The following is a 15,498-nucleotide window of genomic DNA, read 5'->3' as shown; positions in this document are numbered from 1 at the left end:
CATAGATTGAAGAGCCCCTTCCCGTCTTGTTAATTCCATGATCATCGATTTGATTAATTATTTGTTTAAACTTGCGTTATAACGATCCAGCCCCTTTTGATAGATCTCCATCAATTCGTTCAATCCCATCTTTTCCAGGTTCTTCACATAGCTGTCCCACTGCTCATCCACGCCGCCATCAACAATGAATTTTCCTCGCTGGGTATTTACATATTTAATCAATTCGGGCTCGATTCGATTGATTTTGTCCAGCTCCTCCGGCTCAAAGAAGATACTCGGGTAGTTTTCCTCTTCCATATAGGGATCGTAATATTTCTCCAAGTCTTTAACGCGCTGCTGGGCTCTAGGCTCCAGATCAACTACTTTTCCCAAATCTTCGATGGTAATGATGCCAGGGCCGCCTGCCCCTGGAGCCACTTTTTGACGGAATTCGCCCGCGGAAGTGCCCTCAGGAATTGGCAGGTTCACCAATTTCCCATTTTCGTCCTTCTTGAATACGACATCCAGCGGACCCCAGTGGATTTGAGCAGCCATGTACGGTTCATACTGCTGGTCGATCCAACGCATTGTGATTTCCGGATTCTGGTTCTCTTTAGTAATCACGAAAGCACCGCGTCCTGGGCCGCCACCGTTGCCCCGACCGATCGATTGATCCCCGTCCGGTCCTTTGAGCGGGGACAGCAAAGCATAATCTTCGCTTCGCTCCGTTCCGACCACCTCATCGACTTCCCACCAGATATAGGAGCCGAGCGTTTCGATTGTTGTTTTCCCTTTGGCCAGATACTGAGCAGCGTCCTGGGTGAACGATTCAGGATCAATCAAGCCCTGCTTATACCATTTTTCATTAAAATATTTCAATGCTTCCTTATATTCAGGCTGCGTAGCAGTAAAGATCACTTTTCCGTCCCGGACGACCCGATGTTCCATGTTATCCGGAAGTCCGAATGCTCCGAATATCCCAGCAATGTCCATACACCACTGCATATGCATAAAGCTCAGCGGAATTTCGTCGGCCTTGCCGTTACCGTTTGGATCCTGTGTTTTAAAGGCAACTAATGCTTCCGTATATTCATCCAGTGTCTGCGGCATTTTCAGCCCCAGCTTGTCGAGCCATTTTTTATTGATAACGTGAAAGAAGGGGTTTGTCCCAAGATTGTTCTCTTCCCAAGAAGGCAGTCCGTAAATATGCTCATCCGGTGCCGTGATCGAGGATTTGATGTCAGGCCTGCGTTCTAAAAGCGCTTTCAGGTTAGGCGCATATTGATCGATTAAATCCTCCAATGGAAGAATGGTCCCGTCATCACCGTATTTGACCAGTTCGTAATCCGAGAATCCTGCTCCGTAAAAAGCGTCAGGCAAATCTCCGCTGGCCAGCAACAAATTTTTCTTCTCGGTAAAGTCGGTATCCGGAATGTTCTCCCACTCGATCTTAACGTTGGTTTGCTCTTCCAGCTTCTTGAAAATTTCCATTTGAGAATACTCCGGTGCCAAAGCAGCTTTCGGGGATACCATCTTTAACGATACCGGTTCATTCACAATCGGAAGACCCGTTTTGTTAAAACTCGCAGCGGAATTTTCCGCCTGATTCTTGGAGTCTCCTGAACATCCACTCAGCGCAAAAGCACCAGCCATCATAAGAATTCCCGCTCTTTTGAATACAGATTTCATCGTGCATAACCTCCCTCAAGATCATTCCACAAGTTGAATATCTTACCTGGTCTTACTCTATAGTGGTCTGGATGCAGATATATCGATTCTGCTGCACATCCCCCCTTTCAAGTACCATGACAACATCATCCCTTGATCGAGCCGATCATTACGCCTTTGACAAAGTACTTTTGCAGGAAAGGATACAAAATCAGCAGCGGCAGACTGGATACCATGATGACTCCATATTTAATCAGTTCCGTTACGCGCATCTTCGCTGCGTAGGATTCGACATCCACCATCATGCCGGAGTTTACTTGGTTCTGGACGAGAATATTGCGAAGCACCAGTTGAAGCGGATATTTGCTTTCGTCGTTCAAATAGATCAAAGCGTCAAAGAAACCATTCCAGAAGCCGACGACGTGATACAGCACCATGACAGCTAAAATGGACTTGGATAAAGGCAACACAATACTCCAGAAAAATCTGGTGTTGGAACATCCGTCGATCGACGCTGCTTCCCTCATTTCATCCGGGATGGAGGACTGAAAGAAGGTCCTTACGATAATGACGTTCATTATGCCACCGGCACCCGGGATTACAAGCGCCCAGATCGTATTCAGCATGTGAAGATCCTTGATTAACAAATACGTCGGAATCAACCCGCCGCTAAAAAACATGGTGATTAGTAAAAACCACATGATGACCGACCTTCCAACCAGATCCTTCCGTGCTAACGGATAAGCTGCAAATACGGTAACCGCTACTCCGATCAAGGTTCCTACGCCAGCATATAATATGGAGTTGGCATACCCGATCCATATGGAGGAGTCATTGAATATTCGTTCATAGCCGTCGAGCGTGAATCCCTTTGGTAATAACCATACTTCCCCTGAATAAATTAGATTGGGATCACTGAATGAAGCAATCAGCACAAAATACAGCGGAAATAATACAAGCAGCATAACGACGGTCAAGAAGAAATAGTTAATAGCGTCAAACCATGCGTCTCCTCTGCTTTTTCTCTTCAAAAATTGGTTCAAAGTCAATCCCCCCTACCACAAACTGGTTTCGGTTAATTTTTTGGCAATTCGGTTAACGGTGACAATCAGGATGATATTGATGACGGAGTTAAACAGTCCGACCGCTGTAGAAAAGCTGTACTGCGCCTTCTGAATCCCCAATTCATATACATAGGTCGGAATAATATTGGAGGTGGCATAATTCAGGTCACTCTGCATTAGAAATGCTTTCTCGAAACCGATGCTCATGACGTTCCCGAGTGCGAGAATGAGCAGGATGACAATTGTCGGCAAGATGGACGGAATGTCCACATACCATACACGCTTCCATTTGCTTGCTCCATCCATAATCGCGGCTTCATGCAATTCGGGATTAACCCCGGCAAGCGCAGCCAGGTAAATAATGGTGGCGAAACCGGTCTCTTGCCATACCCCTGACAAAATGTACAAAGGACGAAACCAGCCTTCGTCAGCCATGAATAGAATCGGTTCTCCACCGAACCAGGAAATGATGAGGTTCACGATTCCGCTGTTTGGCGATAAAAAAACATGGAGCATACCGACGAGTACAACGGTAGAAATAAAGTGTGGCGCATAAATGACGGTCTGGATAAATTTCTTGTATCCCTTGCCCAGCATCTGATTCAGCATAATCGCGATAATAATAGGAGCCGGGAAGCTGAACACAAGCGATAGAAAACTGAGTGTTAGCGTATTTTTCATGATCGTCCAGAAGTTATAGGAATTGAAAAAATCAATAAAATGCCGGAACCCCACCCATTCGCTGCCCCAAATGCCCTGGCTTGGTGAAAAATCCTTAAATGCAATTTGTACCCCGTACATCGGGTAGTACTTGAACAGGAGGTAAACCAGAATGATCGGCAGCAGGAACAGGTACAGTTCATAGTTGCGTTTAATTCGACTCCAAGTTTTGCGATTTTCTTTGATCAGGGTTTGTTCTCCTCCGGAATCTCGTGAAATCACCGTCATACTCCCTTTCTTCGTAAAATTACTATTTGTTATTGAAACGTTTCCAATTCAACATGAAGCGCTTCCATATTAATTGAAACGTTTCCAATTTAACATGAGAAAAACGTCACCCGGCTAATCCACCCGGTGAAGCGGCCGTGGCTGCTGATGTTTTTCTAAACTAATTAAAAGGGTGAAGCTTTTTGTTCTCAGGAACGATCAAGTCGTTTCACCTTGTCTAAATATGACTGGAAGACGATAAACTTCCCGGTCCAATGTTTCCCCATCGATCTTTTGATAGAGCAGCCTGATCGCCGTACGTGCCATCTCCTCCACAGGTTGTCTGATTGTTGACAATATTGGATGGAAATAAGGATGATCCTGAATGCCATCATATCCGATGACCTTTACATCCTCCGGAACACTAATGCCCTGCCTGCCGGCTCTTTCTATATATTTGGCGGCGAACATATCCGTAATGGCAAAAATACCATCCACATCCCCATGCTCTTTTAGAAACTCACCATAATAGGCATCATCGTCCAAAACCGGGTCTGGCTTCTCGTATACAACGTAGTCAACCCCCATGGTTCTGGCTTCCTGAATGAAACCTTCTCTCCGATTCATGGTTTCACTGAAAACAGAAGTGACACTCCCCATAAAAGCCGGTTTTTTGGCTCCTGCTTTGACAAGTTCCCTTAACGCCAGACGCCCTCCTTCATAATTGTCCGACGTAACACATGTGATTTTCTTGTTGAAGTGTCTGTCGATACTGACAATCGGAATGTCATTGCTGACGTAATTTTCGATATCATTGTACGTAATGCCGACAATACCCGCCACTTTGTTTTGCTGCAGCATATCAAGATAATATAATTCCTTTTCAGGTTTGCCACCGCTATTGCACAGCATGAGCTTGAATCCTTCCTGATCCAGCTCATCTTCAATGTAATAAGCCAGTTCGGAAAAAAAAGGATGCCAGATACTCGGGAGCAGCAGGGCTACCATCTTGGACTTCCGCATTTTGAAGTTTCGGGCAATCTCATTAGGGATATAATTCAACTCTTGAATGGCCTTCTCGACTTTTCTGCGTGTTGCGGGTTTAACGGCGCCCGAATTGTTAATAACACGGGACACGGTCCCCACAGCTACACCAGCTAAGCTGGCTACATCTTTAATACTTGACATCTAACCCCCCCGCCTATCTCTCTGATGGAATTCATAATAACACCTAATTGGAAACGTTTCAATATTTTTTCGGAAACATTAAATCAACAATTTTATATCTCACACACTTTCGCACCCAAAGCTTCTAGAAAGGCGTTCAGGGGCTTAGCGTGGGTATGCAAGGTTCCATGAAGTATAATAGTGATGATGAGCATATGGAGTCCAAAATAAAACAAGCTGGCTCCGTCAGGAACCAGCTATAGCCTTGTTTTTTTTGCAAATCCATTCACATACGTCGTCTCTACTTGCTCTTCAGAAGCTCGCGCAATGTCTGCGGATCATATGTAGAGACCAGTTGTTCCAAATGTGCGTCCAGCCACGCCTCATCCTGATCCCACCATTTCAGTTCCAGCAGCAAAGTAATGATTTCATCATCGAAGCGCTGTTTGATTGGCTTGGCCGGGTTGCCCCCTACAATGGTGTAGGGCTCGATGTCTTTGGTCACCGTGGCGTTGGAAGCGACGATGGCACCATCTCCAATGGTAACACCCGGCATGATCGTTACATTTTGCCCAAGCCAGACGTCGTTCCCCAATACAGTGTCTCCCTTAAAGGGCAGCTGATCCAGCGTAGGGGTCACTCTCTCCCAACCACCACCGAAAATATTGAAAGGATAGGTCGTCATGCCCTCCATCCGATGATTGGCACCATTCATAATGAATGTCACGCCTTCGGCAATTGCACAGAACTTACCGATCACCAGACGATCACCCAGGAAATCATAATGATGCTGAATGCGGTCATAAAATTGCTCGGGGGGATTACTGTTGTCGCTATAATACGTATAGTCACCGATGTCCACATTGGGGCGCGGCGGCAAATTCTGAATGTAACAAACGGTGCGAATGTTCTCGTTGGGGAAAAGTTTTGTTTTATCGGGAGCCATATGTGTTCCCTCCTTTTCCCTCATTGTACCAGAAATAATAAATAAAACGTTCTTATAGGTATCAAGGAGAATGCTGCTATTCGAAATTTATAAAGCCGTTTGGTTGTTCGTTTCTTTATATACAAAATAATCAAAATCAGCATGCTTTCGGGTCCCGCCAAGATCCTGAACACAAAGACCGATATAGGTTCCCGTAAACCGAATATATTCCGGTGATTCATCGGACAGATGTGTGATATCAAACCACCCGCCTGCCGGATACCAGGATGGATCATCATCTAACGCGTAGTAAAAGCAGGCACGATCGTGATCCGCCACAACCTTTAACCGGATCCTGTTCTCTGGTTTTAATGGGATATCCTCCAGCAGTTCGTCGTATATCCCGTACTTGGACTGTATAATTCCCAAGCACAGCCCCTTCTCTTCATGATAAGTTACCCGCAAATAGAGATAGTCTTGGGTATCGTAGTACAGAATCAATCCTGCCATTTGCTGTGGATGGTCCGGCGCAAATTCCAGACAAGTTTCCGCTTCGCACTCAAAAGCCTGCAGTCTCCGGGCGACCATGCTTTGCCTGTGCGTTGAGCTCATGGATTCCATTCCGCGCAAGCGCAAGTAACCTGGACGTTCCGTCAGGCTGAGCCAAGTCGGATCGGGTGGGATACGAAGTGTATTCCAATCGTTCTGAAGCTCGAAATGATCAAAGTGGTCCATGTCCGCTGCCAGTTCAAATGGATGTGCCGTAATCTTCGGTGCAATCACCTGGACCTCGGGATACCGGTCACCGCTCGCAAGCCTCAGCCAGCCTTCCTCGCTCCAGGTACACTGTTGAAGAGCAGTCTCACGACCAAGGATGCAAAATTTCTCATTAACAGGCCTGCCGACGAGATGGGCCATGTACCATTCGCCGGTGTGGGTCTCGACAAGACTGCCGTGACCAGCCTTTTGCAGGGCTAAATCCGGCCTACCGTATGAAGTCAGGATCGGATTGGCAGGGTCAACCTCATAAGGACCTTGTAACGTACGGGAACGTGCTACCGTAACCGCATGCTCATAACCGGTTCCCCCTTCAGCCGTTACTAGATAATAATAGTCCTTGCGCTTATACAGATGCGGTGCTTCGGTTAGTCCTAGTTCAGTTCCCTTAAATATGTTAACTGCTGGCCCGACCAGCTTTTGATCCCGGACCGAATATTCCTGGAGAACAATGCCTGCAAACCGGTTTTTGCCCTTACGGTGATCCCAAATCATATTGACCAGCCACTTGCGTCCATCTTCATCATGAAACAAGGAAGGATCAAAGCCGCTGCTGTTCAGATACACCGGTTCGGACCAGGGCCCTTCAATATCCGTTGCTGTCACAAGGTAATTGTGGGTATCTTTAAAAGCGCCTACCCGGCTTTTCACATCGGTGTAGATCAGGTAAAACACGCCGTTGTCATAACTAAGGCAGGGAGCCCATACGCCTCCAGAGTTTATGTTTCCTTCTATGTTCAACTGTGTGATGCGGGTCAGCGGAGAAGCTATCGGCCGCCATTGAACCAGATCCCGGGAATGGTGAATCCGTACACCCGGGAACCATTCAAAGGTGGATGTGGTGATATAATAATCTTCCCCCGCTCGGCATATGGACGGATCAGGATGAAAACCGGGAAGAATGGGATTCGTGATCATTTGATTGATCATATTCATTGAAGAAACCTCCGGTAAGAAAGTAATGATCTGTACTCAAAAGAGGTACAAAAAAGGTGATCTCATTGCCAGCCTAGCGCTTTTTTGCCGGCTTCCAGGGCGGTGATAATCCGCTCTACATCGTACACATTTCCTCTCCATGTCCCACCGCTGACGGATTGCAGCGCTGCCCACAGCCTGGTATCATCCGGCAGAGCCTTATCAGGCCGCATATCGGGATGAAAAGGCCTTTGGGCCAGAATGAGTGCTCCTTCTTCCGGCGAAACCTCCATCCCGCCTTCTCCGACAAAATTAACGCTGCCTTCCAGCGTGCCCCGATCCACAACAATGTCAATCAAGTCTCCGTTCCGCAGCTTGCCAATCGGCCCGCCTGCAAGTGCTTCGGGGCCAACATGGCCAATACACGCTCCGGTGGACACACCGGAGAACCGGGCATCCGTGATGAGCGACACATATTTGCCAAAAGGTAAATGCTTGAGTGCAGACGTAAGCTGATACGTTTCCTCCATCCCGGTCCCTGAGGGTCCACGCCCGAGCAGTACAACAACGTCGCCTGCCAGAACACCGCCGGTTTTAATCGCACGAATCGCCTCACGTTCGGTTGTGAACACCTTTGCCTTCCCACGATGACGATACACGCCATGCTCATCGAGCACAGCAGGATCGATGGATGTGGATTTGATGACAGAGCCTTCCGGAGCGATATTCCCGGTTGGAAATGTCACGGTCGAAGAAATCCCAAGACGCTGCGAGTGCTCCATGCTCATGATGACACTGTCCGGATCAATGCCGTCCTTTTCTTTCAGTTGTTTGCGCATAAGATGCCGACGTTCCGACGATTCCCACCAATCCAGCACCTGTCCCAAGGATGTACCTGTCACGGTAGGTACAGACTCATCCAGCAGACCAAGCTGTCTGAGGTGAAGCATGACCTCGGGCACACCTCCGGCCTGAAAAACCCGAATGGTCGGATAGAAGATCGGTCCGTTCGGCAAGGCACTCACCAGTCTCGGAACATTCTTGTTGACCTGTATCCAATCCTGTACCGAGGGCACGGTTAAACCGGCGGCATGGGCAATAGCTGGTATGTGAAGAAGCAGATTGGTCGATCCGCCAAACGCGGCATGAACGGTCATGGCATTGCGAATCGACGCATCTGTGACAATGTCCGCCATCTTCATTCCCTGGGACTCCATGCTGATCAGTGCACGTGCGGATTGGCGCGCCATCTCGATCCAGATGGGCTGCCCGGAAGGTGCAAGCGCAGCATGCGGCACCGTCATGCCCATGGCCTCAGCTACGACCTGGGCTGTTGCCGCAGTACCTAGAAACTGACAGCCTCCTCCAGGTGTAGCGCAAGCCCGACATCCTAAATCCGATGCCATTTCCAGAGAAATTTCTCCGTTGACGTATCGTGCGCCGATGGTCTGAATTTTACCTGCGTCCTCTCCATCGATAGGCGGAAGCGTGACGCCACCAGGAACGATCACTCCCGGCAGCTGCGGCATGCCCGCAAGCGCGAGCATCATTGCTGGCAGACCTTTGTCACACGTTGCGACGCCGATCACGCCTTTACGCGTCGGCAGCGAGCGAATCAGTCTGCGAAACACCATAGCGGCATCGTTCCGGTAGGGGAGCGAGTCGAACATACCGGTCGTTCCCTGTGATCTACCATCACAAGGGTCGCTAACGTACCCGGCAAACGGGATTCCTCCGCGGCTTGATATTTCTTCTGCGGCAGCTTTCATTAGCAGACCGACTTCCCAGTGACCTGTATGATAACCGAGAGCTGCGGGACTGCCGTCCTCATTACGGATACCACCTTGAGTACTTAAGATCAGATACTGTTTACCATTCAATTCCCCGGGCTTCCAGCCCATTCCAACATTCTGGGACATGCCGAACAAGTCGCCGCTTGGAGCATTCCGCAGCAAATCATCCGTTAAAGGCAGACGTCCTGCTGCCCCTGGAGCATGTGCTATGATATCGAAGCAGTCGGACTCCTTCTCCCCCATAATCGACATAATCTGTTCGTACATGAGACCCTCCCACATTTTATGACTTCACAAAGACGGTTTTGATGGCTGTGAAAAACTCGATGGCCGCTTGGCCCTGCTCCCTGGAATGCGAGCTAGACATCTTCATTCCACCGAACGGAGCCTGCAGCTCTACGCCGGCCGTTTCCGCATTGATTCTGACCAATCCTGCATCCATATCCCGGATGAAAGACAGCATAGCTCCAACATTTTGAGTATAAATGGAAGCACTTAAACCATAATCGGTGTCATTAGCCACCTCTATAGCTTCTTCCAGGGAATCCACTGGCATTAATGCAAGTACCGGGCCGAAGATTTCTTCCCGGGCGATGGACATGTGCGATTGGACACCTTCAAATACGGTCGGCTGGATATAAAATCCCTCTGCAAGCCCCGGGTCGTCCGGTCTTTTCCCACCTGCTAACAGAACGGCACCTTCATCCTGTCCTTTTTGAATATAGCTCAGCACGGTGTTGAGCTGTCCTTCGTTTGCACATGGACCCATCCAGCTGCCGGAAGCCATGCCATCGCCCAGTCGGATTTCCTGAATTTGTGAAAGGAGCTTCTCTTTAAAGGCGTCATATACTTTTCGTTCAATAATGACCCGGCTGGTGGCTGTGCATTTTTGGCCGGTCGATTTCAAGCCACCGCTGATCGTAGCTTCAACTGCCAAATCCAGGTCAGCGTCTGCCGCGATGATAATCGGGTTTTTTCCGCCCATTTCAAGCTGATACTTAGCCCCTCGTCCCAGAGCTGCGGCACCGACCCGCTTTCCAACTTCATTGGAGCCTGTGAATGTAATCCCGCTCACATCCGGATGCTCAGCAAGGGCAGATCCAATCACCGATCCTCTGCCGCATATAAGATTGAGAACGCCAGCCGGAATGCCCGCCTCCTCAAAACATTCCATAATTTTAGCCGCAGTGACCGCGGTTTCCTGTGCCGGCTTTAATACAACCGTATTGCCATAAATCAAAGCCGGAGCCGTCTTCCACATGGGAATAGCTACGGGGAAGTTCCATGGAGCAATAACGCCTACCACGCCTAGCGGTACGCGTGTGGTAAACATCAGCGCTTCGCTATCCGTCGAAGGAATAACATCGCCTGTTTTCCGCATGCCTTCACCAGCATAATACCTTAAAATCGCGACTCCGCGCATCGTCTCTCCTTTGGCTTCAGGGAGTGTTTTGCCCATTTCCCTTGTCATCGCCTCTGCAACCTCATCGGCCCGGCGTTCCAGCACGTTTGCGGCCTGAAATAGATAGTTACCACGCTCCGCACCAGTTAACCTCCGCCAATCCCTCGCTGCTGCCTTCGCCGCTGCAACAGCCTGGTTCAGATCCTCTACGTCGGAGTTTGGTACATATCCCACAACCTCATTCCGATTCGCCGGATTTATGCTGGGTTCGGTTTCTCCGGACACAGCCTGCACCCATTCTCCATTAATATAATTTCTGTATGTCTGCTCTACCTGAAATGCGGTCATAGCATTCATCCTCCTTATATACTAGTTTGAAATGACAGGATTAACGAGTGTCCCGATATCGCTAATGGATATCTCAATGCGGTCCCCGGGTTCAAGCGTAAATTCATTGGGTGGCACGATGCTTGTGCCTGTCAAAAGTACCGTACCGTCAAACAAATCATTGTCCCTTGCCAGAAAGGAGACCAGCTCATCCAGCTTTCGGTTTAATTCGCTCGTGCTCGCCTCACTTTTGACAACCATCTCGCCTTCGCGATATATTTCGCAGACGATGCTGAACGCATAGGGATTCTGCACCGTTTCTGCCAGTCGAATAGCCGGACCTATCGAGCAGGAGTTACGCCACATTTTTGCTTGTGGCAGGTACAGCGGGTTTTCTCCTTCGATATCGCGGCAGCTCATGTCATTACCAACGATGTATCCTACAATGCTGCCATCAGCGGCAAGCACCAATCCAAGTTCAGGCTCCGGGATCTGCCAAGTGGAGTCGCTACGCAGCGTGACAGCCTCATTCGGTCCAACGGTGCGGGCAGCTGTGGATTTAAAAAAGATCTCCGGTCTTTCTGCATCATAAACCTTATCGTAAAAAGTCTTCACATCCAGCTTGCCATCCGTGGCTTCATAATTTCGCGCTTCCCGGCTCCGTTGATACGTAACACCTGCCGCCCATACTTCCGGAGCTTCCAATGGAGTGATCAGGTGCAGGGAAGTCCAATCGTCTGTCAGCTCGTTCAACGGCTTAAAAGCGCTTTCAACCAATTGAACCGGATGAATTCCCTGCTCCCTCGCTTGATAGATCAAAGTCATAAAATCGGCTTGCGGCAAACGATAGGCTTTTTCATCATCCGTAACGGCTGCCAGCCACTTCTGTTGTCCCTCCAGAAATCGAATAATTCTCATTCAAGCTTGCCCCCATTCTACCCCATCGGGTTGATTATTCTACCTTAGCACCAGCCATGCTTGATGACGATGTTCTAATCTCTCCGACGATTTACCCTTTTCACGCATTGTTTTTCTGTTAAGATGAATCTATACGAATCGATCCATATTTGGAATATAGAACATTACAAGGGGGTTAGGTTGCTGTGACCAAGCTTTCAGAAGCCGTGTATTTAGGCCGTCTGCCCGATGTTCGCATGTCGTTTCAATTAATGGGACTGCATGCAAGAAAAGTAGATTCCAGCTGGACTTATCCGTCCCATGAGCATTCGATGTATGAAATCCACTGGATGATGGACGGTCAGATGAACATGGTGGTCAACGGACAGTTATATAGTCAGTCTGTTGGAGATCTACTGTTCATCCGCCCTGGCATGACCCATTCCTGTACCGGTGCCGGACCGCAGGGTTTCACTTACTTTTCCGTTCATTTCAGCATACACGATACGTCCTTTTGCAGAGAACTCAATCGCTACAAGGACATCTATTATCCGGCAGATTCGGATTTAGCTCTGGGACTGTCCTCCTCACTGTCTACACTGTATGATTTGGCCACAGAGCACTTGTCCATCTCGCTGTCTTCTTCCAAACAAATGAAGGTTCATGCCGCCGTATTCGAACTGCTCGGCTCCCTGGTCGGCCAGTTATCTCAGAATGCATCTGTTACCCTATCCAGAAAAGAAGCCATCGCCCATCAAATTGCTGAGCATATTGAGGATTCCGTAAGATATATCCACCTTCATGGTGAAACTCGGGAGAACGAGCGAACCTGGATCCAGGACATCGCCAAGTCGCTGAACATCAGTCCGTCGCAGGTCAATCGGATCTTTCAGCATGTGTACGGCACAGCACCGCGCAAGTTTTTATCCGAAACCCTACTGAACGAAGCCCAGCGGCTGTTAAAGCAAACAGACCTGAACATTGACCATATTGCGATGATGCTGGGGTATAAGACCCTTGCGCATTTCAGCCGCCAGTTCAAGCGGTGGACAGGTATCGCACCAAGCGAATTTCGCAGTCATTCCCAGCAGGCTTCGGCAGCCGATCATCCTGATGATTGAGGAATCCTTTTTCTTACGGTCACGACCTAACGTAACGTCTGGTCATCGGAAATGAAATTCTCATCACTGTTCAAATAAATTAGCGGAGACATGTAGGCGTGAATGGCTGCGCTGTCAATGGTGTAACAAGGGCTTAGATTAATGCAAAATGCTATATAAGGTAAGATAACTTAAAAAATATGTAAAAATGAAGAAAAAACATATTTTTTTACAAATAAATGTATACTTCTGTAACTTTTACTGGTAATATTTAAAAGTATTCTAATTATATGGGAGGTTTTCAACTGAAATTATCGCGTATTTTACCGAAATTTGCGTCAGGTGCTTTAGCTTTAAGTTTATTATTCTCTGTTTCTCCAATTTTCGCTTCGGGTGTTCAGGACCTCACTCCTTATCAACTTGAAGTAATTGAAGCAGCAAACAATGCTACACTTAGTCAGGTGAACAAGGAGAATATTAGTGAAGACAATGTCAGCTCATTAGCGGCAGCTACTTCCTCTTATTCAGTAAAATTATCTAGAGGTAGTTTTCTAGCCTGGTCCGATGCGGTGGTAGATTGGACTGCAAACGCAACTCAAATTACAACGAGTAGTGGTAGCCAAGATTCAGGATTTGTATTTCCGAACACAGTGAGAAAAGGTGGTATCACGAAGCAAAGCTCTTCTGCTGCTTCTTACCATATCTATCTTTCCAAAACAACCATTGGAGCCGGAGTAGTCACTCCTTGGGGAGATGTAAACGTCTACGAGTCTGACTTTTCTGATTACATTAAAGTTTTCAAAGATGGAACAGCTACTAACTACTAAAATACTTATAACAACTGAAAACAACGACCATTTACAATGGTCGTTGTTTTCAGTTATGAGAGGTGACAACTATGATAACTATATCAAAACTATCAAAAGAATATAAAAAACAAGTTATTTTCAATAATATCGAATTACAAATTCCCGAAAATAAAATTACATTTATTTCGGGGCCAAATGGTTCTGGAAAAAGCACTTTACTAAAATGTCTTTTAAATCTCGAAAATTACTATGGGGAGATTAAATATAATGATCAACCTTTAGAAGAAGTTAGAGAAAAGGTATTGGTTGTTTATGATAACAGTCCCCTTTATCACAATTTAACGGGACTTCAAAATTTAGAATTGTTATCTAATCAAACATCAAGTATAAATGAAAAAAATCATAATATATTAATGCCACATTTTCTTAAACCAGAAATTCTCAAAAACAAAGTTAAATCTTATTCTTTGGGACAAAGAAAAAAATTAAGTCTTATGATAGCTTTGGTAACTAAGCCCAAATACTTATTTCTTGATGAAGCTTCCAATGGATTAGATCATGATACTCTGATGGATCTCAAGATCATATTAGAAAAATTGTCAATCGACACAACCATTGTTGCAATAGGGCATCATTTTGAGTATTACACTTCCATCATTGATGATCTAATCTTAATTCATGATCAATCTGCGATCCAAATCAAAGATTTCAAACTTCAAGAGGGGGAAGGATTGAATGACATCTACGAACGTTACATTAAATAGTGCAAAAAAAGAACTGAAATATCAGTGGTATTCTCACATAATATGGATCACTGTAATTATTTCTGTCTTCATTTCTTTACTCAATATATACGGCTTAAAATCAAAGGCTACGAGTTCCTATGATTTATATGTTAAAACTTATAATTTGTATAAAGAAGAAGGTATGGATGTTGATAAAATGCTGGACATGCCAATAAATATCACCGGAACTGGTTCCGAACAAGTTGTAGATAATCCTGTACGTTTTCGTTTAGCTGAAGCAGGTGAAGCTATAGGATTACTCAATAATAGGTCAATTATCACAAATACATTAGAATGGATGACATTTGTTTTTTTTCCAATTATTTTTGTAATCTATTCTATATATCTGGCCTCTTATGATTATAAATATAAAACGATTAGAATAAAAGCAACTCAAGTGGCTTCATCACAATTAATCACATCAAAATTACTCTCCTTATATTTAGGAGTTTTAATTATTTTTGTTACGACAACTCTTGTTTCATTCATAGCAGGATATTTGTTCCACCAACAAATCATCAATGAAATTCCAAATGACATTTCAGCAAGATTTAATACTAGCCTGGATCATAACAACCTAGTTGTTCAAATTTTATTCAGTTTACTGATAAGTCTTCTCTTTGCATCAATCGGTTTTCTACTGGGGATTTTATTTAAATCAGCACTTTTACCTGTCATTATATTTTTTGTATACGATTTTATAGTTCCCGTGCTTGGAAAATATGATATACGAAACATTATTTCTGTAGTAGCTCACAATATTTTTGAATTTAAAGGAAGATTCCAATTATTCAAACCAACCCCTGTTTCTGAAATGACCTCTTTTAGTATTCTAATTGCTGTCTTCGTATTATCCATTCTGTTATCCTACGTATGCTTTTCTAGGCAAAGTAAGTACAACATGTAAAATTTATTATTCCTTCTGGAGAAAAAGTAGAGCAAAAAGGGATTCGATCTGACCAT

13 protein-coding genes are annotated in these 15,498 nt (G+C 46.1%); 4 read left to right on the top strand and 9 right to left on the bottom strand.

The genetic code is table 11. The features are described from left to right. Window positions 1-57: 57 nt before the first annotated feature. The 9 genes from ACFTRD_RS01310 to ACFTRD_RS01270 all read right to left on the bottom strand — a co-directional run bounded on the left by ACFTRD_RS01310 (window position 58) and on the right by ACFTRD_RS01270 (window position 11,862). Window positions 58-1,668 (bottom strand): ABC transporter substrate-binding protein, encoded by a 1,611-nt coding sequence (locus ACFTRD_RS01310; protein ID WP_379377257.1) that lies wholly within the window; start codon window positions 1,666-1,668, stop codon window positions 58-60. A 125-nt stretch (window positions 1,669-1,793) separates the two neighbouring features. Continuing rightward, window positions 1,794-2,690: a carbohydrate ABC transporter permease gene (locus ACFTRD_RS01305; RefSeq protein ID WP_090898601.1), complete on the bottom strand. Its 897-nt coding sequence runs from the start codon at window positions 2,688-2,690 to the stop codon at window positions 1,794-1,796. A 12-nt stretch (window positions 2,691-2,702) separates the two neighbouring features. Next, window positions 2,703-3,659: an ABC transporter permease gene (locus tag ACFTRD_RS01300; RefSeq protein WP_192264214.1), complete on the bottom strand. Its 957-nt coding sequence runs from the start codon at window positions 3,657-3,659 to the stop codon at window positions 2,703-2,705. Window positions 3,660-3,857: 198 nt separating this feature from the next. Beyond that, the gene (locus tag ACFTRD_RS01295; RefSeq protein WP_379377254.1) at window positions 3,858-4,826 is read right to left on the bottom strand and encodes a LacI family DNA-binding transcriptional regulator; all 969 of its coding nucleotides are present in this window, start codon (window positions 4,824-4,826) and stop codon (window positions 3,858-3,860) included. A gap of 280 nt (window positions 4,827-5,106) precedes the next feature. Next, the gene (locus ACFTRD_RS01290) at window positions 5,107-5,751 is read right to left on the bottom strand and encodes a Vat family streptogramin A O-acetyltransferase (protein ID WP_379377252.1); all 645 of its coding nucleotides are present in this window, start codon (window positions 5,749-5,751) and stop codon (window positions 5,107-5,109) included. Between the two features lie 87 nt (window positions 5,752-5,838). After that, on the bottom strand, window positions 5,839-7,443 hold the full coding sequence (locus ACFTRD_RS01285; protein WP_379377250.1) for a glycoside hydrolase family 43 protein: 1,605 nt from the start codon (window positions 7,441-7,443) through the stop codon (window positions 5,839-5,841). A gap of 62 nt (window positions 7,444-7,505) precedes the next feature. Then, a complete protein-coding gene (locus tag ACFTRD_RS01280; protein ID WP_379377248.1) occupies window positions 7,506-9,482 on the bottom strand; it encodes a YjhG/YagF family D-xylonate dehydratase in 1,977 nt (658 codons plus the stop codon). Between the two features lie 16 nt (window positions 9,483-9,498). Beyond that, a complete protein-coding gene (gene gucD, locus ACFTRD_RS01275) occupies window positions 9,499-10,965 on the bottom strand; it encodes an alpha-ketoglutaric semialdehyde dehydrogenase GucD (RefSeq protein ID WP_379377245.1) in 1,467 nt (488 codons plus the stop codon). A gap of 21 nt (window positions 10,966-10,986) precedes the next feature. Then, window positions 10,987-11,862, bottom strand: coding sequence for a fumarylacetoacetate hydrolase family protein (locus tag ACFTRD_RS01270; protein ID WP_379377243.1), 876 nt, complete (start codon window positions 11,860-11,862; stop codon window positions 10,987-10,989). A 185-nt stretch (window positions 11,863-12,047) separates the two neighbouring features. On the opposite strand from ACFTRD_RS01270, the gene ACFTRD_RS01265 reads away from it, so the two are divergent. The 4 genes from ACFTRD_RS01265 to ACFTRD_RS01250 all read left to right on the top strand — a co-directional run bounded on the left by ACFTRD_RS01265 (window position 12,048) and on the right by ACFTRD_RS01250 (window position 15,442). Next, window positions 12,048-12,962, top strand: coding sequence for a helix-turn-helix domain-containing protein (locus tag ACFTRD_RS01265; protein ID WP_192264166.1), 915 nt, complete (start codon window positions 12,048-12,050; stop codon window positions 12,960-12,962). A gap of 269 nt (window positions 12,963-13,231) precedes the next feature. Beyond that, window positions 13,232-13,768: a hypothetical protein gene (locus ACFTRD_RS01260; RefSeq protein ID WP_379377241.1), complete on the top strand. Its 537-nt coding sequence runs from the start codon at window positions 13,232-13,234 to the stop codon at window positions 13,766-13,768. A gap of 71 nt (window positions 13,769-13,839) precedes the next feature. After that, window positions 13,840-14,514, top strand: coding sequence for an ATP-binding cassette domain-containing protein (locus ACFTRD_RS01255; protein WP_379377239.1), 675 nt, complete (start codon window positions 13,840-13,842; stop codon window positions 14,512-14,514). Beyond that, window positions 14,486-15,442 (top strand): ABC transporter permease subunit, encoded by a 957-nt coding sequence (locus tag ACFTRD_RS01250; protein ID WP_379377237.1) that lies wholly within the window; start codon window positions 14,486-14,488, stop codon window positions 15,440-15,442. The genes ACFTRD_RS01255 and ACFTRD_RS01250 overlap by 29 nt, the downstream gene beginning before the upstream one ends. The last annotated feature ends 56 nt before the right edge of the window (window positions 15,443-15,498 follow it).

The organism is Paenibacillus sp. NPDC056933 (genome assembly GCF_042674385.1).
Lineage (GTDB): Bacteria > Bacillota > Bacilli > Paenibacillales > Paenibacillaceae > Paenibacillus.
The sequence above is the reverse complement of the archived record's forward strand: the minus strand, read 5'-3'. Positions and strand labels throughout refer to the sequence as shown.